Genomic DNA, 19881 nt, shown 5'->3' on the forward strand with positions numbered 1-19881 from the left:
GACGCAACATCAATTGCCCGGCGCTGTCCAAATCGCGTCGGAAATCCGCACCGCATTGGGGATCAGGCCGAGCTTGTAGAAGCGGTCGGCGGTAGCCTGCTGGCCGGCAACGATCTCGCTGGTGATCGGAAAGACGCCGAACTTGGTGCGGTTGGCGGCGATGGTCTGTGCGTCGAGCGGCACCCCGGTCACCTCATGCAGCGCTTGCGCCACCTTATCGCGATTCTGGTCCGCCCATTTCGCCGCCTCGCCAAGCGCGGCGATGGTCGTGGTGACGATTTCGGGATGCGCCTTGGCGAAATCCTTGTTGGCGAGGAAATAGGTGTTGACCTTGAGCACCTCGCTGGAGCGGGCCAGCACACGCGGCTGGTAGCGGGTTTCGGCGATGGCAAAGAACGGATCCCAGACCGCCCAGGCATCGATCTGGTCGCTGGCGAAGGCGGCGGCCGCATCCGCAGGGCTGAGATAGACCGGCGTGATCTGGTCGAAGGCAACGCCTGCCTTTTCCAGCGCGGCGACGAGGAGATTGTGCGCACTGGTGCCCTTGCCGACGCCGACGCGCTTGCCCTTGAGATCGGCGACCGACTGGACCGGCGAGGCCGGCTTGACGAAGATCGCCTCGCCATCGCCATTGGACGGCAGTGCCGCGGCATAGACGATGTTGGCGCCCGCCGATTGACCAAAGATCGGCGGCGCGTCGCCGGTCCAGCCGGCATCGATGGCGCCGACATTGAGCGCTTCGACCAATGGCGGCCCGGCGGTGAACTCGACCCACTTCACGGTGACGCCCTTGTCGCCGAGCGCCTTCTCGATCACCTGCTGCTGCCTGGCGATCACCGGCAGGCCGGTCTTCTGGTAACCGATGCTGAACTGCTTCAGGTCCTGCGCGGCAGCGCCGAACGACAGCACGACCGTCGCGGCCAGGAGGCCGATGCCGAAAACGCGTCTCGTCAGATTGAACATGATCCCTCTCCTTCAATGCGCGGGCAGCGCCGAGAAACTTCCGATCGACCGGAGTGGGACCAGGCTAGGTATGTCTATAAATTTAGTAGAGAAAGAATTTTGCGAGATGAATCGGCAAGAGGAAATTGTTTTCCACGTCTCGATCGAGCGGCAAGGCCGTTGGCAACTCTCTCTTCCCTACACGGGAAGGGACCTGTCATCGACGGGTCGCCACCCGTCAGCCACTCACTGCGACCAGTACTGCCAGGCCCAGTAAAAACTCTCGTCGCGCGGTGGAAGGCGGTCGTGCCCGGCCAGGAACTGGACCGGCGTCGGCGATCGCGGGCGGTCGTCTCTTGCCGCTTTCTCGTCGGAGGCAAGGCCGAGCAGCCAGGAGCCGACATGGGCAAACAACACGGCGGTCGAATGGGTCATCGTCATTCTCCTTTTCCGATTATTCTCGTCCGGCCCACGGGACGAGCACGCGCTCGATCCGGCGGATGGTGAATTCGAGCACGAAGGCGATGGCCGCGATCACCAATATGCCCATCACCACCACGTCAGTGACGAGGAACTGGGCCGCGGACTGGATCATGAAGCCAAGCCCGCGCGTCGCCGCCACCAGTTCGGCCGCGACCAGTGTCGACCAGCCGGCGCCGAGCGCGATGCGCAAGCCGGTCAGGATCGAGGGCAGGGCGCTGGGCAGGATCACATGGCGGACCACTTGCACTCGCGTCGCGCCAAGCGAACGCGCGGCGTTGATGCGCTCCCGCGAGACACCGCGAACACCGGAGGCGGTGGACAGGGCGACCGGCGCCAGCATGGCGATGGCGATCACCAGGATTTTCGACGGCTCGCCGATGCCGAACCAGATGATGACCAGCGGCAGATAGGCCAAAGGCGGTATCGGCCGCAGGAATTCGAGCAGCGGATCGAAGATACCGCGCCCCACCGTGCTGATGCCGATGGCGAGCCCCACCGGCACGCCGACCAGGACGGCGGCGACCAGTGCCGCAAACACGCGGCCCAGGCTGGCGACGACGTGCTGCAGCAGCGTCGCGTCGACGAAGCCGTCGCTGGTAACCATGACGAACTTGTTCCACACGGCAAGCGGCGAGGGCAGGAACACCGGCGACACCAGCTGCAGGCGGGCCGACAGCGTCCAGAGTGCCAGCACCGCCAGGATGGTGACGGCGCTGACCATGCGCGCCGAAACGCCGGTCCGTTTCGGCCGTGGCCTGGACCATGGCACCGACAGGCCGTTGGTTTCGTCTGTCCTTGAAACGGGCCGTTCCGTGTAGAAGGAAATGGTCATGCCGCCTCTCCCTCGAAGATCGCGTCGGTCAGTTCGCCGCGCGCCGCCGCGAAGGCCGGATCGGCCTTGATGGCGCGGATGGCTTCGCCCGACGCGTAGCGCCGGGAGAAACCCGGCTCGAAGGTTCGCACCACGCGGCCAGGGCCGGGCGCCAGCACGACGATGCGGGTGGCGAGCACCAGCGCCTCCTCGATGCCGTGCGTCACCATCAGCACGCCGGCATGGCTTGCCGTCCAAAGGTCGAGCAGCGTCGTCTGCATGCGTTCGCGCGTCAGCGCGTCGAGCGCGCCGAGCGGCTCGTCGAGCAGCAGGAATTCGGGTTCGGCGGCGAGCGCGCGGGCAAGGCCGACACGTTGGCGCATGCCGCCGGAAAGCTCCCAGATGCGCTTGTCGCCGGCATCACCGAGCTTGACCAGCGCCAGCAGTTCATCGGCGCGCCGCGCCCGCTCGGCTGGCCTGACACCGCGCAGCCTGAGCGCGAAGGCGACGTTTTCGCGCGCCGTCAGCCAGGGAAACAGAGCATCGCTCTGGAACACCACCGCCCGATCCGAACCGGGCCCGGTGATCGGCTGGCCGTTGATCGAGGCCGTGCCGCGCGCGGGCGCGACAAGGCCGGCGGCGACATTGAGCAGCGAGGTCTTGCCGCAGCCCGAGCGGCCGACAAGAACGACGAAATCGTCCTTGTCGACACCGATCGAGACATGCTCGACGGCGGGTGCCGGCTGGCCGTCATAGTGGATGGAGATCTTGTCGAGCACGAGATGCGGCATGGGCCCTCGCCGATTAGAGGGGAATCCGCCTGCCCCGAAACCGCGCCTGTCAGCGGCTTCGGGGCAGGCAACACACGGCGTCAGGGAGGGTGAGCCGCGTGTGCGAGACGTCAGTTCGAGGCCAGCGCCTCGGTGACGTATTTCGATGTCACGTATTTCGAATAGTCCGGCAGCACGGCGTCGACCTTGCCTTGCTCCTTGAGGAAGGCGGATGCCGCCGCGATCGCCTTGACCGTGCCGCCGCCGAGGAATTTGTCGGAGGCCTGTTCTTCCAGGGTGGGGAAGGCATAACCCTTCAGCAGCTCGGGCACCTCTTCGCGCTTGGCGCCGGTCAGCCTGGCGATCTCAGCGGCTTGCGGCGACGACACCGACCAGGCGTCGGGCTTGGCGAGATACCCTGCATAGGCCGCACCCGTCACCTTGACGAAGTCGCGTACGGCTTCCGGGTTCTTTTCGGCGAAGTCGGTGCGCACGATCCAGGCGTCGAAGGTCGGCGCGCCCCAGGCGGCGACTTGCGCGGAATCCAGCACCACCTTGCCCGATGTCTTGATCTGGCCCAGCGCCGGATCCCAGACATAGGCGGCGTCGATGTCGCCACGCGCGAAGGCAGCGGCGATTTCCGGCGGCCTTAGATTGAGGATCTCGACCGATCTCGGATCGACATTCTCATGCTTGAGCGCGGCAAGCAGGCTGTAATGCGTCGTCGACACGAAGGGCACGGCGACCTTCTTGCCGGCGAGGTCGGCGACCTTCCCGATGCCGGCGCCGTCGCGGGCGACCAGCGCTTCCGACGGTCCGATCAGGCCAACCACGAAGATGGTCTGGATCGGCAGTTCGCGGCTGGCGGCGGCCGCCAGCGGGCTCGAGCCGACATAGCCGATGTCGACCGAGCCGGAGGCGACGGCGGCGATGACATCGGCACCGGAATCGAACTTGCGCCAGTCGATGCTGGCCTTGGTGGCTTTTTCATAAGCACCGTCGGCCTGCGGCACTTTCGAGGGCTCGACCACCGTCTGGTAGCCGATGGTGATCTTGAGGCCGTCGGCCATGGCCGGGCCGAGGAAGGCGGCGCCGGCAAGGGCAGCGGAAGACAGGAGGATGACGCGGCGTGAAATGCTGGACATGAAAGGCTCCTTGAAAAAGGGGAAAACCGGATTGCCTGTTCATAGTCAGCTAATTCTATGGTTCTTGTAGAGTTAAATCCTTCCAAGGAAGAACGGCATGTTGGAAAAAAGCCACTGGCGGCGGGCCGCCGTGGCGGACAGGGCGGCTGCCCTGGCTCAGGAGCGGCGAGGCCACTTTGCCCCACGCTCGATACCTCGACCGTTCCAGATACCGACAGGTTTGAACGAGAATTCCGATTTGGCACCTCCTCCGGCAAATCGATGCTTCAAATGGGGAAGAATTTAAAATCCCGTTCCGCGCGCCGATGGGTAAGTATAGTAACCTTATCGACATAGGAGTGAGCGCCGATGACAGGCCATACCCCGCCTATCGGGCAATCGCCGGCGTCGTCGGATCCCGGCTGCAAGCCTCCGTGCATACAAGCCACGCTTCTGTGTCCCTGGCGTCACAAGGCGGGCCTAAAGTCACCGCAACGGCTTGAAAACCAAACAAGATCAACCGCAATTGGCTTGTATATCATGTCAATAGAATTTATGTGTCATGGATGCTTCGGCGCGGCGGGGAGGCACGCCAGGCGTTTCGCAACGGATGGCCTAGGGCCATCGCATGACAGAGAAACGTTCGGTTCATGCTCACCAAAAAAGGCAAGTACGGCCTCAAGGCGCTCGTCCATCTCGCGCGGATGCCGGCCGGACAGCTCGCCTTCGTCGGCGATATCGCGACCGGCAACAACATCCCGAAGAAGTTTCTCGACGCCATTCTCGGCGAGTTGCGCAATGCCGGCTTCGTCCAGAGCCGCAAGGGCAAGGAGGGCGGCTACCGCCTGGCGCGGCCCGCCGACGAGATCAAGGTCGGCCACGTCGTGCGCGTCCTCGACGGGCCGCTGGCCCCGATCCCCTGCGCCAGCCGCACACAATATCAGCGCTGTGAAGACTGCAACGAGGCGACATGCCAAGTCCGACATCTGATGCTCGAGGTCCGGCAGGCGATCGCCGAGGTGCTCGACCAGCGCAGCCTCGCCGAGATGCGCGACATCGCCGACGATCTTACGATCGCGAGGGACGCCGACGATCTTACGATCGCGTCGGGTATGAGCGACCTCCCGGTCGCGCGGGACGACCTGCCGGTCGTGGTGAAGGTCCAGGCCTGAAGCCGACGCCTGGCACGGGGCTCGCTTGCGCATGACCGGGCGGATCGATTCCATCACCCCCAGTTCCATCATCATCGTCGGCGGCGGCGCCAGCGGCGTCGTGCTGGCCGCCCATCTGCTCAAATCGCCCAATCCGGACCTGCGCGTCACACTGATCGAAAAGCGCCCGCATTTCGGCCAGGGCATCGCCTATTCGACGCTGCTGTCGGCGCATGTGCTGAATGTCAGTGCGGCCGGCATGAGCGCCTATGCCGACGACCCCGGCAATTTCTGGCGCTGGCTGCTGGAACGGGGGCTGGCGACAGCGGAGCAGGCTCCGGTCTACGCGCCGCGCAGCCTCTATGCGCGTTATCTCAAGGAATTGCTCGACGATCTGGAGACGCGCGAGCGCGAGACCGGCCGGCTGCGCCTGATCCGCGAGGAGAGCCTGTCGATTTCGCCCACCGGATCCGGGGTCGAGGTGGCGCTCGCCAACGGCACCAGCGTGGTTGCCCATCTTGCCGTGCTGGCCACCGGCCATGACGAACAGCCCGCGCAGGGCCATGCGATCCGGATGGGCTCGGAGGCCGATACCGCGCTCGATCAGGACAGCCGGATCGTGGTGCTGGGCACCGGGCTCAGCATGGTCGATGCCTTCCTTTCCCTGGAGCAGCGCGGCCATCGCGGCGACATCATCGCGGTATCGCGGCGCGGCCTTCTGCCCTCGCCGCACCGCAAGGGCAATCCGATCAAGCTCGACGTCGCCGACATCCCGCTCGGCACCCAGCTCTCCTATTTCGTCGGCTGGTTCCGCGACCTCATCCGCGAGAACCAGAAGGCCGGCGTCGACTGGCGCGACGTCGTCGACGGCCTGCGTCCCTTCAACCAGAAGATCTGGCAGAACTGGCCCGCCTCGGCCAAGCGCCGCTTCGTCGAACACACCAAGGCGTGGTGGGACATCCATCGCCATCGCATGGCACCCGAGGTCTACGCCAGGGTGACGGAGGCCGTGCAATCGGGACGCATCCGGCCGATCGCCGGGCGCGTCGTCGGCGTCACGCCGGGCGACGGCTTCGCGGTCGAGGTCCAGTCGCGCCACACACAGCGTCTCGAAACATTCGACGTCGCCCGCATCTATGATTGCTCCGGCATCGTGCGCGACATCTCGACCTCGTCGAACAGCGTCGTGCGCTCGCTGGTCGACCGCGGCCTGGCGCGTCCCGATCCGCTGCGCATCGGCCTCGACGTCTCGGCCAATTGCGAGATCATCGCCGCCGACGGCACCGTCTCGCGAAAAATCCTCGCCGTCGGGCCGCTGACGCGCGGCACCTTCTTCGAGATCGATGCCATTCCCGATATCCGCGTCCAGTGCGCCAGGCTGAGCAAGCTATTGCTGGGATAGAGCAATTCCGGCGGCGATCGTATATTTGGCAGACCCGCATCCGGCTCAACCCGAAAGCGTCTTCCGCGATCGCACCATGGTCGGCTGAGTGCAGTCTGGTATTTATCCCAGGCGGCCCCTATCTGGGCCGAACAGCTTCCGTTCTTAGCTATAAGACGGCAGGACTAAAGTCTTGCGCACCGGTAGGCCTTGGTCCGAGGGGCCTTCAAACGTTCCGGACTTGTCCATTGGACGTTCCGCACTTTAGCCAATTAAGATATTCACGGCTTGACGCAGACCTCTTCCAAAGGGAGCGCGATGCTCCCGCCTTCGACTGGATTTCCTCCTCGAAGTGGCGACATCGCGCCCCCAGGTTGCGATTTCAAGCTGGCCATGGGCTACCCCACGAAAAAGAATGGCCGGTGCGGGGATGCTTGGGTTGAAAGCGGGTCGCACCGGCCATTGCGGGTTAGGTTTCGATTTGGGATCGTCTCCCGCATGACCAAGCTATATTTATATTAGCTATTGCTCAACTGAGACTGAAGTCCCTTCCGCTGTCCGCCGGACGAGACGGTTCAGCCGCCCAATGCCTCACACACGGCGCGCGCGGTCTCGGCGCCGGAAAAGTTCTGCTGGCCGGTGATCAGGTTGCCGTCGCGCACCGCAAAGGCGCGCCACAGGCCGGCCTGGATGTAGTTGGCGCCGATCGCCTTGAGCTCATCCTCGATCCGCCATGGCATCAAATGTTTTCCGCGCTCCAGCGCGCCCATCCGCCAGGTCGCATTGTCGGCAAAATCCTCCTCGATATTGGCGAACCCGGTCACCGTCTTGCCGGCGGCGAGCAGCGATCCGTCGGCGCGCCTGGCATAGCGCAGCAGCGCCGTGCCATGGCAAAGCGCTGCCGCCACCTTGCCCGCTTCATGGAAGGCAACGAAGGTTCGCTGCAGCGTTTCCGCCCGATCATAGGTGAACATCGGCGCCTGGCCGCCGGCGACGACGATCGCGTCGAAACTGTCGAGCTCGATCTCCGCCACCGGCCTTGTGTTGTCGACCAGGCTCGCCAGTTTCGGGCTCGAGATGAAGCCGAGCGAGATGAGGTCGGTTTCGGAATAGCCCGAGGGATCGCGCGGATCGCTCAGCGCGTCGGCCTCGCATCTGCCGCCATCGGGCGAGAATATCTCGACATCATAACCACGCTCGGTGAAAGCGAACCACGGGTGCGTCAGCTCGCTCCACCAAAAGCCGACTGGCCAGCCGGTCGTGGTCGAGACGGCCGGATTGGCGATGACGATCGCCACGCGTTTCGGCTTGCGTGCATTGACCGAATTGGCGTCCCGTACACTCATCCTGGCTCTCCTCTATGAAGCTGTCGCCGATAAAGCCTCATGCTGCAATCTGGCCATATGGCCGGGCAAAATATGCTTCCGTCGCCGCCGGGCGTTGCTTCAAGTCGGCGAGGGTGACGCCGGGTTTGAAGTTGTCATAGGCGAGGATCTTCATCGGCCGTCTCCTTGTACTGGTATGGCGTATGTTCGGCTAGCATGGCGAAATCGGCGGCTTCAACGAACGAGATGGTTCGTTGGACGGGCCTGAGGGCGCGGCGCTTGGGCGTTAAGGTCGGCGCTCTTCGGCGCCCCCCCTCTGGCCTGCCGGCCATCTCCCCCTCAAGTGGGGAGATTGGCTGTGGCATCGCTTTCGCCAATCTCCGACGTTTGAAGGCAGACGAGAGGTTGGAGTTGCCAATCTCCCCCCTGGAGGGGGAGATGCCCGGCAGGGCAGAGGGGGGCGCTGTCCCGCCGGCGTCTCGATCCGGCACCGCACTGCTTCGCCCTGATGGGGGCAGCTGGAATTTCATTCCCCGTCTGGCCACCGGATTGGCACGATCTATCTTCTTTCCAACTGCGATCGGCTGGAAAAGACGCTAGGTTGATCCATGGAGGCTCCGATATGAGCGAGCACAGAAAAGCCACTGCCGGCGGCGGCCCGTCGGACACCGCAACATCCCGCCTGCGTCCGCCCTATGCGTCGGTGCTCGATCTCATCGGCCAGACGCCCGTCGTCGAGCTGACCAAGTTCGACACGGGAAAATGCCGGCTGTTCATCAAGCTCGAGAGCCAGAACCCGGGTGGCTCGATCAAGGACCGCATCGCGCTGTCGATGATCGCGGCGGCCGAGAAGGACGGCAGGCTGAAGCCCGGCGGCACCATCGTCGAGGCGACCGCCGGCAATACCGGCCTTGGCCTCGCCCAGGTCGGCATCCCCAAGGGCTACCGCATCATCCTGGTGGTTCCCGACAAGATGTCGCGCGAAAAGATCCAGCATCTGCGCGCGCTCGGCGCCGAAGTGCACATGACGCGCTCCGATGTCGGCAAGGGTCATGCCGAATATTACCAGGACATGGCGGAGAAGATCGCTGCCGAACTGCCCGGCGCCTTCTATGCCAACCAGTTCGCCAACCCGGCCAACCCGCTGGCGCATGAGACGACCACCGGCCCGGAGATTTTCGCGCAGCTTGACGGTGATGTCGACGCGGTGGTGGTCGGCGTCGGCTCGGGCGGCACGCTGACCGGGCTTGGCCGCTTTTTCGCCAAGGCGTCGCCGAAGACGGAGATGGTATTGGCCGATCCGGTCGGCTCGGTGCTGGCGCCGCTGATCAAGACCGGCAAGATGGAAGAGGCGGGAAGCTGGACCGTCGAAGGCATCGGCGAGGATTTCGTGCCGCCCAATGCCGATTTGGCGCTGGTCAGGAAAGCCTATTCCATCACGGACAAGCAGAGCATGCTGGCCGTGCGGGATCTGTTGTCCCGGGAAGGCATACTGGCCGGTTCTTCCTCCGGCACGCTGCTGTCGACGGCCCTGCGCTATTGCCGCGAACAGACAGTGCCCAAGCGCGTCGTCACCTTCGTCTGCGACAGCGGCAACAAGTACCTGTCAAAAGTGTTCGACGATTTCTGGCTGGCCGAGCAGGGGCTGGCCGAACACGAGCAGCATGGCGACCTGCGCGACCTCGTCATGCGCACCCACCGCACCGGCGACACGGTCTATGTCGGTCCGGACGAAAGCCTGCTCAACGCCTATGGCCGCATGCGCCGTTCCGACGTCTCGCAGCTGCCGGTGCTCGACAATGGCAAGCTGGTCGGCATCGTCGACGAAAGCGACATCCTGGCCCATGTCGACGGTCCCTATGACGGACGCTGGGAGCGCTTCAGCGGCCCGGTGCGAACGGCCATGACCTCCAACCTGCACACGCTGCAGGCCAGCCAGACGCTGGACGCGCTGCTGCCGGTGTTCGACCGCAACGAGGTCGCCATCATCTTCGACGGCGACGAGTTCGTCGGCCTGATTACCCGTATCGACCTGATCAACCATCTGAGGCGCCGCGCAAAATGACCACATCCGGCAAGAACCGTCTGGCCTTCTCCACCCGCACCATCCATGGCGGCCAGAGCCACGATCCGCTGACAGGTGCTGTGATGGTGCCGATCTACGCCACCTCGACCTATGGCCAGCAGTCGCCCGGCGTGCACAAGGGCTTCGAATACGCCCGCAGCCAGAACCCGACGCGCTTCGCCTTCGAGCGCGCCGTGGCGGACCTGGAAAGCGGCTCGGCGGCCTTCGCTTTTGCTTCCGGCCTGGCGTCGATCGCCAGCGTGCTGGAACTGCTCGATTCCGGCGCCCATATCGTCGCCACCGACGACATCTACGGCGGCTCGTTCCGGCTGATGGAGCGGGTGCGCAAGCGCTCGGCCAATCTGCAGGTGAGCTTCGTCGACTTCACCGACCTTGCGGCGGTAGAGGCGGCGATCCGGCCGGAGACCAAGATGCTGTGGGTCGAGACGCCGACCAATCCGCTGCTGCGCATCGTCGACCTCGAGGGCATCGCGGCGCTCGCCAGGCGCAAGGGGATCCTCTCGGTCGCCGACAACACCTTCTGCAGCCCTTACATCCAGCGGCCGCTGGAGCTCGGCATCGACATCGTGGTCCACTCGACGACCAAATATCTGAACGGCCATTCCGACATGGTCGGCGGCGTCGCTGTCGTCGGCGACAACAAGGATCTCGCCGACCGGCTGAAATTCCTGCAGAACGCCATCGGCGCCATATCGGGTCCGTTCGACAGTTTCCTGGCGCTGCGCGGGCTGAAGACCNTGGCGCTCAGGATGGAGCGCCATTCCGCCAACGGCCTGAAGATCGCGCAATGGCTGGAAGCCCGCAGGGACGTGCGCCGCGTCATCTATCCCGGCCTCGCCAGCCATCCCCAGCACGCCATAGCAGTCCAGCAGATGCATGCCTTCGGCGGCATGATATCAGCCGTGCTCGATCGCGACCTTGCCGGCACGAAACGCTTCCTCGAACGCACGCAGCTGTTCACGCTGGCCGAGAGCCTCGGCGGGGTGGAAAGCCTGATCGAACACCCGGCGCTGATGACGCATGGCTCCATTCCCGCCGGGAAGCGGGCGGAGATCGGCATATCGGATTCGCTGGTGCGGTTGTCGGCGGGCATCGAGGACGGCGATGATCTGATCGCGGACCTGGATCAGGCACTGGGGGGTTGAGTGGCTCTCGGCACGACCGAGAAGCGTCGGTGGTAACCTGCACCGCGAGGTCGGGGTCTTTCACGGACGTCGACACGCGCCTCAACGGTGAAGATCAGCAGCCGCATCGAGCAGCGGTCGGCCAAACACCGTTGACCCCAACCGCCATCTGCCCGAGATGTAGCGCCCATGGCCACGCGCGAACCACCCACAGACGCACCCCTCACCTTCGCGGTGCTGGTGTTCCCCGGCTTTCCGATGATGGCGTTCAGCTCGGTCATCGAGCCGCTGCGCGCCGCCAACATACTGGCGAAGCGGGAATGCTACCGCTGGATCATCGTCGGGGCGACACAGGGTCCGGTCGAGGCTTCCAACGGCGTCGTCATCCAGCCGGGGTTTTACGCCGAGGCGGCGCCCAAGGTCGACCGCATCGTCGTCTGCTCGGGCGGCGATGCCGATCACCTCGTGGCGGAGGACGCGGCGAGCTGGATTCGCCGCAGCCTGCGCGCCGGCGCCCATATCGGCGCGGTGGCGGACGCGGCGTTCTTCCTGGCGCGCGCGGGCCTGCTCGACGGCCATGCCTGCACCTTGCACTGGACCAGCCAGGCCGCCTTCACCGAAGCCTTCCCCAACATCGAGCTTAGACGCGACCTCTATGTCATCGACCGCAAGCGTTTCACTTCGGCCGGCGGCGTCGGCAGCCTCGATATGATGCTGGAGATCATCACCCGCGATTACGGCGCCGAGCTTGCCGCCGGCGTCGCCGAATGGTTCGTGCACAGTCCCTTGCGATCGAGCGTCGACCGCAAGCTGATGCCGCTGCGCCTGCGCACCGGGGTGCAGAACGAGCTGGTGCTGTCGGCCATCGCCATCATGGAGGACGCGGTGGAGGAACGGCTCGGCATGGCCGAGCTGACCGCGAAGCTTGGCGTCTCGTCCGACAAGCTCGAACGCTCCTTCCGCTCCGAACTCGCCATCTCGCCGAACGGCTACTACCGGCGGCTCCGGCTGAAGCGCGCCGCCGATCTCTTGGCGCATTCGACATTGGCCGTGCGCGACGTGGCGCTGGCCTGTGGGTTTGCCTCGATGTCGAGCTTTGCCCGGGCTTTTCGCGAGGAGCATGGGCATGCGCCGAAGATGGCGCGACGGCATTAGGTTCCTCAGCACACTTTCAAATGCTGGCGGGACAGCGCCCCCCTCTGCCCTGCCGGGCATCTCCCTCAAGGGGGGAGATCGGATGTTGTCCGGGCTTTCGCCAATCCTCCACCGTTGAACAAGAAGGCGAGGTTGGCGACGCTGCCAATCTCCCCACTTGAGGGGGAGATGCCCGGCAGGGCAGAGGGGGGCGCTGTCCCGCTGGCGTTCCGCATCTCCAGCGGCATTCCGCACAACCCACGCGGTTTTCGGCACAATCCCTCCGCGCCTGCTGCGCCATGGTCAAGCCTTTCACCCACCCAAGGCCGAACCCCATGAGCATCGTCGTATTCGACCCCGACAGCACCGAAGACGTCGATTTCAAGGACCGCATGCGTCATCCCGCCGCCGCCGATCCGGCGGGCGGCATGTGGCTGTCCGACACTGAGCCATCCTTCATCGATGCCGACGCCTTGCGCAAAGGCCGGCTGGCAAAACTGCGCGGCTGGATGCGCGAGGCCGGCTATGGCGGCGTGGTGCTGTTCGACCCCTATAACCAGCGTTACGCCACCGGCTCGCGCAACATGTTCGGCTATTTCCTGCGCAACTCGACCCGCTATTTCTTCATTCCGACCGACGGGCCGATCGTGCTGTTCGAATATCCGCAGAGCTACCATGTCTCGATGGTGCTCGACACGATCGACGAGGCGCGTCCGTCCAAGCTTGTGTGGTCTTCCGTGTCGGGCCGCGACGACGAAACCGCCGGTCCCTTCGCCGACGAGATCGCCGAGCTGCTGAAAAAGCATGGCGGCGGCTCGATGAAGCTCGGGCTCGACCGCTGCAGCCATCTGCAGGCGCTGGCGCTGGAAAAGCGCGGCTGCGAGGTCAAGGATTGCCAAGGCGAAATCCTGGCGGTGCGCGCGGTGAAGACGCCTGAGGAGGTGAAATGCCTGCAGGTGTCGATGGCCGGCGCCGAGGCGGCGGTCTATGCCGTGCGCGAGGCGATCAAGCCCGGCGTTTCCGAAAACGAGCTGTTCGCCATCATGTATGGCGAGGTGATCCGCCAGGGCGGCGAGTTCATCGAGACACGGCTGCTGACCTCGGGCCAGCGCACCAATCCCTGGTTCAACGAGGCCAGCGGCCGCAAGATCAGGCCCGGCGAGTTGCTGGCGCTCGATACCGACACGATCGGCTGCTATGGCTATTACTCGGACTTCTCGCGTACCTTCCGCTGCGGGCCGGGCAAGCCGACCCCCTATCAGAAGTCGCTCTACCGCATGGCGCACGACCAGGTTCAGCACAACATCGGGGTCGTGAAGCCAGGCATGGCCTTCCGCGAGATCGCCGAGAAGGCGTGGAAGATTCCGGACCGCTTCGTCGACCAGCGCTACACCTCGGTCATGCACGGTGTCGGCATGCATGGCGAGACACCGTTCATCGCGCATGCCCTGGATTACGAGACCTATGGCCGCGACGGCCATATCGTGCCAGGCATGGTGGTGAGCGTGGAAAGCTATATTGGCGAGAAGGGCGGCCGCGAGGGCGTCAAGCTGGAGGACGAGATCCTGATCACCGACACCGGCACCGAGCTTCTCTCGCGCTTTCCCTATGAGGACGAGTTTTTGGAGAAAGAGGTTTGATGCTGGTTGCTCACCTCAGCGACGTATCGCAGCTGAAGAACGAGCGCCTCAGTTGGCGCCCCCCTCTGTCCTGCCGGACATCTCCCCCTCTAGGGGGGAGATCGGCAGCTTCGCTTGCAGCGCTTTTTCCTGCAACGCTGGTGATTGGCGAAAGCATTCGCAACCGCCAATCTCCCCCCTGGAGGGGGAGATGCCCGGCAGGGCAGAGGGGGGCACTGTCCCTCCAGCGTTTGGAAATATCTTGGGGCGAAAGCGCATCCGCATGAAAAGCCCTGTCTCGATCAAGCGCGGCACGGTGGCCGCCATCTTCATCGACCTGCAGGAAGAGCACCGGCAGGACCCGCGCTATCTCGTCGAGGGCTACGAAAAGATCCTCGCCAACGTCCAGCGCCTGCAGGCGACGGCGCGGCAAAACCATGTGCCGCTCCATCACTGGGCCTATATTGTCGATCTCGACAGCCAGGACCGGCCCTTTCATCCGGTCGGCGAAGACGGCAAGTCGGCCTTTTCCGACAAGAGCGACCCGCTGACCGAAATCTGCCGCGAGGTGGCACCGGCGGATAGCGAGGCGCTGCTGATCAAGGCGGAGGCCAGCGCCTTCCGCTCCGGTCCGGCGGGCGACCGGCTCAAGGCTTCCGGCATCGAATGGCTGGCTATATCAGGCGTGTGGACCGAGGCCTGCATCGACGCGTCGGTCAAGGACGCGGTGGCGAAGGGCTTTCGCGTGCTTCTGGTCAAGGATGCCTGCGGCAGCGGCAGCGCGGCCATGCATCAGACCGCCATTCTCAACCTTGCCAACCGGCTCTATGGCGGCGCCGTCACCGATACGGAAGGCGCCTGCCGGCTGCTGGCCGGCGAGACGGTCACCGTCTGGCAGGTCGAGGGCTCGGTACCGCTGCGCTTCACCTTCGAAAACGCCGCCCGCCTCTATGCCGAGCTTTGACGTGCCCCTCGGAGTGAAATGACCAGCCGCGGCAAATACGGACCATGGCTCGATCCGGCGCTCTGGATCTATATCGACAGCGTCAACGCCTGGTACCCGCTAGAGATCGCCGGCCTGCCGGTCGAAAAGCAGCGCGCGGTCTATGCCAGGATGTGCCGGGCTTTCCACCAGGGCCGTCCGCCCGGGGTCAAGGCCAGCGACAGCCTGATCGCCGCTTCGAAGCATGGCATCCCGGTCCGCCGCTACCGGCTCGCCGGCGCGGCGCCGCGTGCGNCGGTGCTCTATTTCCACGGCGGCGGTTTCATCCTCGGCGGGCTCGAAAGCCATGACGACATCTGCGCCGAAATCTGCGCCGGCACCGGCTTCGACGTGCTGTCGGTCGACTATCGCCTCGCACCCGAGCACCTTCACCCCGCCGCCTTCGACGATGCGCTGGCGGCTTTCGAATGGGCGGCTGCAAGCAGCGACCTGCCGCTCGTGCTCTGCGGCGAAAGTGCCGGCGGCAACCTGGCGGCGGCGGTGGCACAGGCCACGCGTCACCATCCGCGCGCCGCGATCGGGCAGGTGCTGATCTATCCCGATCTCGGCGGCAACGAGACGATGGGCTCCTATGTCGAACACGCTGACGCGCCGCTGCTGTCGACAAGCGATGCCGCCTTCTACCGCGACGTCAGGTCAGCCAGGAAGCAATCGCCCGACGATCCGACCTTCTCGCCATTGCGCGACCGCGATTTTTCCGGCCTGCCGCCTACGGTGATCATCACGGCCGAATGCGACCCACTGTCGTCGGATGGCGAGGCCTATCGCGACCATATCCTGGAGGCCGGCGGCAAGGCCTGGTGGCATGAGGAACCCCGCCTCGTGCACAGTTTCCTGCGCGCCCGCACGACCGTGCCGGCTGCGGCGGAAGCCTTTGCGCGCATCATCGCGGCGGTTGCCGCGCTGGGCCGGGGGGAGTGGCCCTACTGAGGCCGCTTTCACTGACGGCTTTATGAGGACAGCGCCTGGGCTGCTTCCTGGGGGGAGGCGTTCAGCCACAGCGCCTTTTCGCCGAGCGTGGCGACCATGGCGGCATGCGCCGCGCGCTCCGCCTCGGTCAGACGCGGCAGCAGTGGCGCCGGGCGCTCGGCGACGATAATCTCGATCTGGCGGACATTGTCGCCGCCCCGCGCCGGTGCGCTTGCGCTGTCGAGGATCAGCGCCGCCTGCTTGCCGCCGATCAGCTCGATATAGACCTCGGCCAGCAATTCGGAATCGAGCAGGGCGCCGTGCTTGGTGCGCTTCGTGTTGTCGATGCCGTAGCGCCGGCACAGCGCGTCGAGCGAATTGGGACCCATCGGGTGCTTGCGGCGCGCCAGGGCCAGCGTGTCGACGACAAGCCCGTTATCGACCGGCGGGTGGCCGAGCCGGCCGAATTCGACATTGAGGAAGCCGATATCGAACGTGGCGTTGTGGGCGACCAGCTTGGCGCCTTCCGTGAATTTCAGCCATTCCTCGGCGATTTCGGCGAAGCTCGGCTTGCCCGCGAGGTCGGCCGCGCTGATGCCGTGTACGGACTGCGCCTCGGCGTGGATCGCACGGCCCTGCGGGTTGATATAGTGATGGAAGGTCCTGCCGGTCGGAAAACGATTGACCAGCTCGACACCGCCAAGCTCGATCACGCGGTCGTCGCGCGAATCGAGGCCGGTGGTTTCCGTATCGAAAATGATCTCACGCATCGAATCAGGTCGCTCCTGGGAACAGAATCGTTAGACCGGAACAAAATGGCAATGGGCAATGCCTCTTTTCCTTCTCCCCTTGTGGGAGAAGGTGGCCGCGAAGCGGCCGGATGAGGGGTGCTCCAGCTTGGCAACAGCTTTCCGGCCAGGATCGCACAGCGATTATCAGCGCCTCACTTCGCTGGAACACCCCTCAACCGTCTCGGCGCTACGCGCCGATCCACCTTCTCCCACAAGGGGAGAAGGAAAAAGCTAGCGGCCAGAACCCCCCTTGATTTCGGCAACAATCGCCGCCACCGCGGCGCGCGCGGCGTCCAGCCCCTCGCCGGTATCGACGACGAAATCGGCCAGCCTTCGCTTTTCGGCATCCGGCACTTGCTTAGCCAGGATCGACGCCAGTTTTTCCTCGGTCATGCCTGGCCGCGCCAGCACGCGCTGGCGCTGGACTTCGGCCGGCGCGGTGACGACGACGACCTTGTCGACCCGGCCACGGCCGCCGGTTTCGAACAGCAGCGGGATGTCGAGGACCGCCATCGATTCGCCCGCGTTACGATGCTTGGCCAGAAAGGCATGGGCATCGGCGCGGACCAGCGGATGGATGATGGCCTCGAGCCTTTTCAAGGCCGCCGCATCGCCGAACACACGGGCGCCGAGTTTTGCGCGGTCGACGCTTCCGCCAACGGTGGTGCCGGGAAAGGCGGCCTCGACCAAGGGGGCCGCCTTGCCGGCATAGAGGCGATGCACCGTCTCGTCGGAATCATGCACCGGCACGCCGGCCTCGGCGAACATCTTGGCCGTCGTCGACTTGCCCATGCCGATCGAGCCGGTGAGGCCGAGCACGATCATGGTTTCGACACCGGAGACTTGGGCACAAGATCGGCAACGATGATCGCGCGGAGCTCGGCCGTAACCTTCGGCCTGACGCCGAACCAGCGCTCGAAGCCGGGCACCGCCTGGTTGAGCAGCATGCCGAGCCCGTCGACCGTCTTCAGCCCCCGTGCCCGCGCGGCGGCGAGCAGCGGGGTTTCGAGCGGCACGTAGACGATGTCGTTGACCACGGCGTGGTCGGGCAGCAGCGTGGGGTCGGCAGGCAAACCCTCATTGCCCTGCATGCCCAGCGCGGTGGTGTTGACCAGCAGGCCGGCGTCGCCAAGCAGTTCGGCGGTCGTGGCCATTTCGTGCGCCGAGACGCCGGCGCCAAAGCGGTCGCGCAATTCAATCGCCCGGGCGAGCGTGCGGTTGACGATGCGGATATCACCGACGCCGCGCTCTTTCAACGCGTGGACAACGGCACGGGAAGCGCCGCCGGCACCCAGCACCACGGCCGGGCCATTGGCCGCCCAGTCCGCGGCGTAATCGTCAAGATTGGCGGCAAAGCCATGGCCGTCGGTATTGCCGCCCCACAAAGTGCCGTCATCGAGCCACAGCGTGTTGACGGCGCCGATCTCGTCCGCCGCATGGTCGCGGCGCGAGACCCGGGCAAAGGCCGCCTCCTTGTGCGGGATGGTGACGTTGCCGCCGCGATAGCCGTTGGCCTGCATGCTCGCCAGGAAATCGGCGAAGTCCCGCGGCGCCACGTCGATCGCCTGGTAGCTGCCGTCAATGCCGTACTTGGCCAGCCAGTGGCCGTGAATCATCGGCGAGCGCGAATGTTTTATCGGATGGCCGGTGACGAAGGCCTTCTTGATTGCCTCAGCCATCGATGGCTCCNAAGGTACGGAGTTCCGCCAGCAACGGCAGCAGTGGCAGGCCGACAATGGTGAAATGGTCGCCTTCGATTTTTTCGAACAGCTGGACGCCTTCGCCTTCGATTTGATACGCGCCGACGCTCGACAAGGCCTTGGCGCCGACCCTGGCGAGATGCCGGCCGATGAAGGCGGGGTCGAGCTTGCGCATGGTCATCGAGGCGATGCCGACATGGCGCCACAGCACCTTGCCGTCGCGCACCAGCACGGCGGCGCTGTTGAGTTGATGGGTCTTGCCCGACAGCGCCAGGAGATGGCGGCGCGCGCCCTCCATGTCGGCCGGCTTGTGGAACACCTCGTCGCCCAAGGACAGCGTCTGGTCGCAGCCGAGCACCAGCGCGCCGGGCCGGCGCTCGCTGACTTCGGTGGCCTTGGCTTCGGCGAGCACCAGGGCGACGTCCTCGGGCGAGGCGCCGCTGTCCTGCAAAGGGGCTTCCAGCGCCCGCTCGTCAAGCGTCGCGGGAACCGCCTCGATGTCGACGCCGGCATCGGCCAGCATCGCCTTGCGGAACGGGCTGCCCGAAGCGAGGATGATTTTTTCTGTCATGCTGACTCACCAGGGTTGGTGTTCCGTCGCTCACTTCTCTCGTCTGCCCTAGCGCGTCTTCCCCCTAAGGGCAACGATCGCCGCCGCCGTCTCCTCGATCGAGCGGCGGCTGACGTCGATCATCGGCCAGCCGTGGCGGATGCAGATCTGGCGGGCATAGGCGAGCTCCTCGTTGATGGCGGCGCGGTCGACATAGTCGGTCGGCACGTAGGTGCTCGAATTGCCAAGGATGCGGTTCTGGCGCACATGCGATATGCGCTCTGCGGTGGCGATCAATCCCACGATCAGCGGTGTCCTGGCGTTGACCAGGCTTTCGGGCACCGGCACGCCGAGCACGATCGGGATGTTGGCGGTCTTGATGCCGCGGTTGGCGAGATAGATGCTGGTCGGCGTCTTCGAGGTGCGCGAAATGCCGATCAGCACGACATCGGCGTCATCCATGTTTGCCGGCAGCTGGCCGTCATCATGGTCCATGGTGAAGTTGAGCGCATCGATGCGCCGGAAATATTCGGCGTCGAGAACATGCTGGGCGCCGACGCGGCGGCCGGCCGGCGTTCCGAGATAGGATTGGAAGACGGTCAGCACGGGCTCCAGCACGGACACGCAAGGCAGGCCCATGGCCGCGCAGCGTTCGTCGATGCCGTGCGCCAGCTTCTGGTCGACCACCGTGTAGAGGATGATGCCCGGCTCCTCCTCTATGTCCTCGAACACCTTGGCTATCTGCTTTTCGGTCCGGATGAGCGGGTAGATGTGCTCGATGGCGCGCGCATCCTTGTACTGCGCCGAAGCGGCGCGGCCGGCGGCGAGCAGCGTTTCCCCCGTGGCGTCGGAAATCAGATGCAGGTGGAAGAAGCTTTGGGGTTTGTTCACAGGGGTCACCTGGGGCTGTGGGCGGATGTGGATAAGATCGAACGGGCAGGCATGCCGGCGAAAGGCGACTGTATCAGATGCCGGTTT

General features: G+C 65.0%; 19 protein-coding genes. 8 read left to right on the plus strand and 11 right to left on the minus strand.

The window, feature by feature from the left end; genetic code table 11:
- Positions 1–9 precede the first annotated feature (9 nt).
- The 5 genes from M653_RS0124590 to tauA all read right to left on the minus strand — a co-directional run bounded on the left by M653_RS0124590 (position 10) and on the right by tauA (position 4151).
- Positions 10–963, minus strand: a complete 954-nt coding sequence (locus M653_RS0124590; RefSeq protein ID WP_027145719.1) for a sulfonate ABC transporter substrate-binding protein — start codon at positions 961–963, stop codon at positions 10–12.
- 225 nt (positions 964–1188) lie between these two features.
- The gene (locus tag M653_RS0124595; protein WP_027145720.1) at positions 1189–1377 is read right to left on the minus strand and encodes a hypothetical protein; all 189 of its coding nucleotides are present in this window, start codon (positions 1375–1377) and stop codon (positions 1189–1191) included.
- A gap of 19 nt (positions 1378–1396) precedes the next feature.
- Complete coding sequence (locus M653_RS0124600) at positions 1397–2257, minus strand: ABC transporter permease subunit (RefSeq protein ID WP_027145721.1); 861 nt, start codon at positions 2255–2257, stop codon at positions 1397–1399.
- The gene (locus M653_RS0124605) at positions 2254–3027 is read right to left on the minus strand and encodes a taurine ABC transporter ATP-binding protein (RefSeq protein ID WP_027145722.1); all 774 of its coding nucleotides are present in this window, start codon (positions 3025–3027) and stop codon (positions 2254–2256) included. The genes M653_RS0124600 and M653_RS0124605 overlap by 4 nt, the downstream gene beginning before the upstream one ends.
- Before the next feature lie 110 nt (positions 3028–3137).
- Positions 3138–4151, minus strand: a complete 1014-nt coding sequence (gene tauA / locus M653_RS0124610) for a taurine ABC transporter substrate-binding protein (RefSeq protein ID WP_027145723.1) — start codon at positions 4149–4151, stop codon at positions 3138–3140.
- Between the two features lie 629 nt (positions 4152–4780).
- Here tauA and M653_RS0124615 point away from each other — a divergent pair.
- Together M653_RS0124615 and M653_RS0124620 are read left to right on the plus strand one after the other, a co-directional pair.
- Entirely contained in the window at positions 4781–5302 is a 522-nt protein-coding gene (locus M653_RS0124615; protein WP_027145724.1) for an Rrf2 family transcriptional regulator, read from the plus strand.
- 31 nt (positions 5303–5333) lie between these two features.
- A complete protein-coding gene (locus M653_RS0124620) occupies positions 5334–6683 on the plus strand; it encodes an FAD/NAD(P)-binding protein (RefSeq protein WP_027145725.1) in 1350 nt (449 codons plus the stop codon).
- Between the two features lie 554 nt (positions 6684–7237).
- On the opposite strand, the gene M653_RS0124625 is transcribed toward M653_RS0124620, so the two are convergent.
- The gene (locus tag M653_RS0124625) at positions 7238–8008 is read right to left on the minus strand and encodes a type 1 glutamine amidotransferase domain-containing protein (protein ID WP_027145726.1); all 771 of its coding nucleotides are present in this window, start codon (positions 8006–8008) and stop codon (positions 7238–7240) included.
- Between the two features lie 601 nt (positions 8009–8609).
- Here M653_RS0124625 and M653_RS0124635 point away from each other — a divergent pair.
- The 6 genes from M653_RS0124635 (at position 8610) to M653_RS0124660 (ending at position 15883) form a co-directional block, all read left to right on the plus strand.
- On the plus strand, positions 8610–10052 hold the full coding sequence (locus M653_RS0124635; RefSeq protein WP_027145727.1) for a pyridoxal-phosphate dependent enzyme: 1443 nt from the start codon (positions 8610–8612) through the stop codon (positions 10050–10052).
- Entirely contained in the window at positions 10049–11218 is a 1170-nt protein-coding gene (locus M653_RS0124640; protein ID WP_027145728.1) for a PLP-dependent aspartate aminotransferase family protein, read from the plus strand. The genes M653_RS0124635 and M653_RS0124640 overlap by 4 nt, the downstream gene beginning before the upstream one ends.
- A 168-nt stretch (positions 11219–11386) precedes the next feature.
- Complete coding sequence (locus M653_RS0124645) at positions 11387–12352, plus strand: GlxA family transcriptional regulator (protein WP_027145729.1); 966 nt, start codon at positions 11387–11389, stop codon at positions 12350–12352.
- Positions 12353–12666: 314 nt separating this feature from the next.
- Positions 12667–13971 carry a Xaa-Pro peptidase family protein gene (locus M653_RS0124650; RefSeq protein ID WP_027145730.1) on the plus strand — a complete coding sequence of 435 codons (1305 nt, stop codon included), beginning with the start codon at positions 12667–12669 and terminating at the stop codon, positions 13969–13971.
- Positions 13972–14233: 262 nt separating this feature from the next.
- Positions 14234–14914, plus strand: coding sequence for an isochorismatase family protein (locus M653_RS0124655; protein WP_027145731.1), 681 nt, complete (start codon positions 14234–14236; stop codon positions 14912–14914).
- Between the two features lie 18 nt (positions 14915–14932).
- On the plus strand, positions 14933–15883 hold the full coding sequence (locus M653_RS0124660; RefSeq protein ID WP_027145732.1) for an alpha/beta hydrolase: 951 nt from the start codon (positions 14933–14935) through the stop codon (positions 15881–15883).
- A 20-nt stretch (positions 15884–15903) separates the two neighbouring features.
- Here M653_RS0124660 and dnaQ read toward each other — a convergent pair whose 3' ends face one another.
- The 5 genes from dnaQ to M653_RS0124685 form a co-directional block, all read right to left on the minus strand.
- Positions 15904–16632 (minus strand): DNA polymerase III subunit epsilon, encoded by a 729-nt coding sequence (gene dnaQ / locus M653_RS0124665; RefSeq protein ID WP_027145733.1) that lies wholly within the window; start codon positions 16630–16632, stop codon positions 15904–15906.
- 252 nt (positions 16633–16884) lie between these two features.
- Positions 16885–17478: a dephospho-CoA kinase gene (gene coaE, locus M653_RS0124670; protein WP_027145734.1), complete on the minus strand. Its 594-nt coding sequence runs from the start codon at positions 17476–17478 to the stop codon at positions 16885–16887.
- The gene (locus M653_RS0124675; protein ID WP_027145735.1) at positions 17475–18332 is read right to left on the minus strand and encodes a shikimate dehydrogenase; all 858 of its coding nucleotides are present in this window, start codon (positions 18330–18332) and stop codon (positions 17475–17477) included. Before M653_RS0124675 ends, coaE begins: the two co-directional genes overlap by 4 nt.
- The gene (locus tag M653_RS0124680) at positions 18325–18924 is read right to left on the minus strand and encodes a Maf-like protein (RefSeq protein ID WP_027145736.1); all 600 of its coding nucleotides are present in this window, start codon (positions 18922–18924) and stop codon (positions 18325–18327) included. Before M653_RS0124680 ends, M653_RS0124675 begins: the two co-directional genes overlap by 8 nt.
- A 48-nt stretch (positions 18925–18972) precedes the next feature.
- Positions 18973–19794 (minus strand): pyruvate, water dikinase regulatory protein, encoded by an 822-nt coding sequence (locus M653_RS0124685; protein WP_027145737.1) that lies wholly within the window; start codon positions 19792–19794, stop codon positions 18973–18975.
- Positions 19795–19881: the final 87 nt, after the last annotated feature.

This window comes from Mesorhizobium sp. WSM3626 (assembly GCF_000513935.1).
GTDB classification, from domain to species: domain Bacteria; phylum Pseudomonadota; class Alphaproteobacteria; order Rhizobiales; family Rhizobiaceae; genus Mesorhizobium; species Mesorhizobium salmacidum.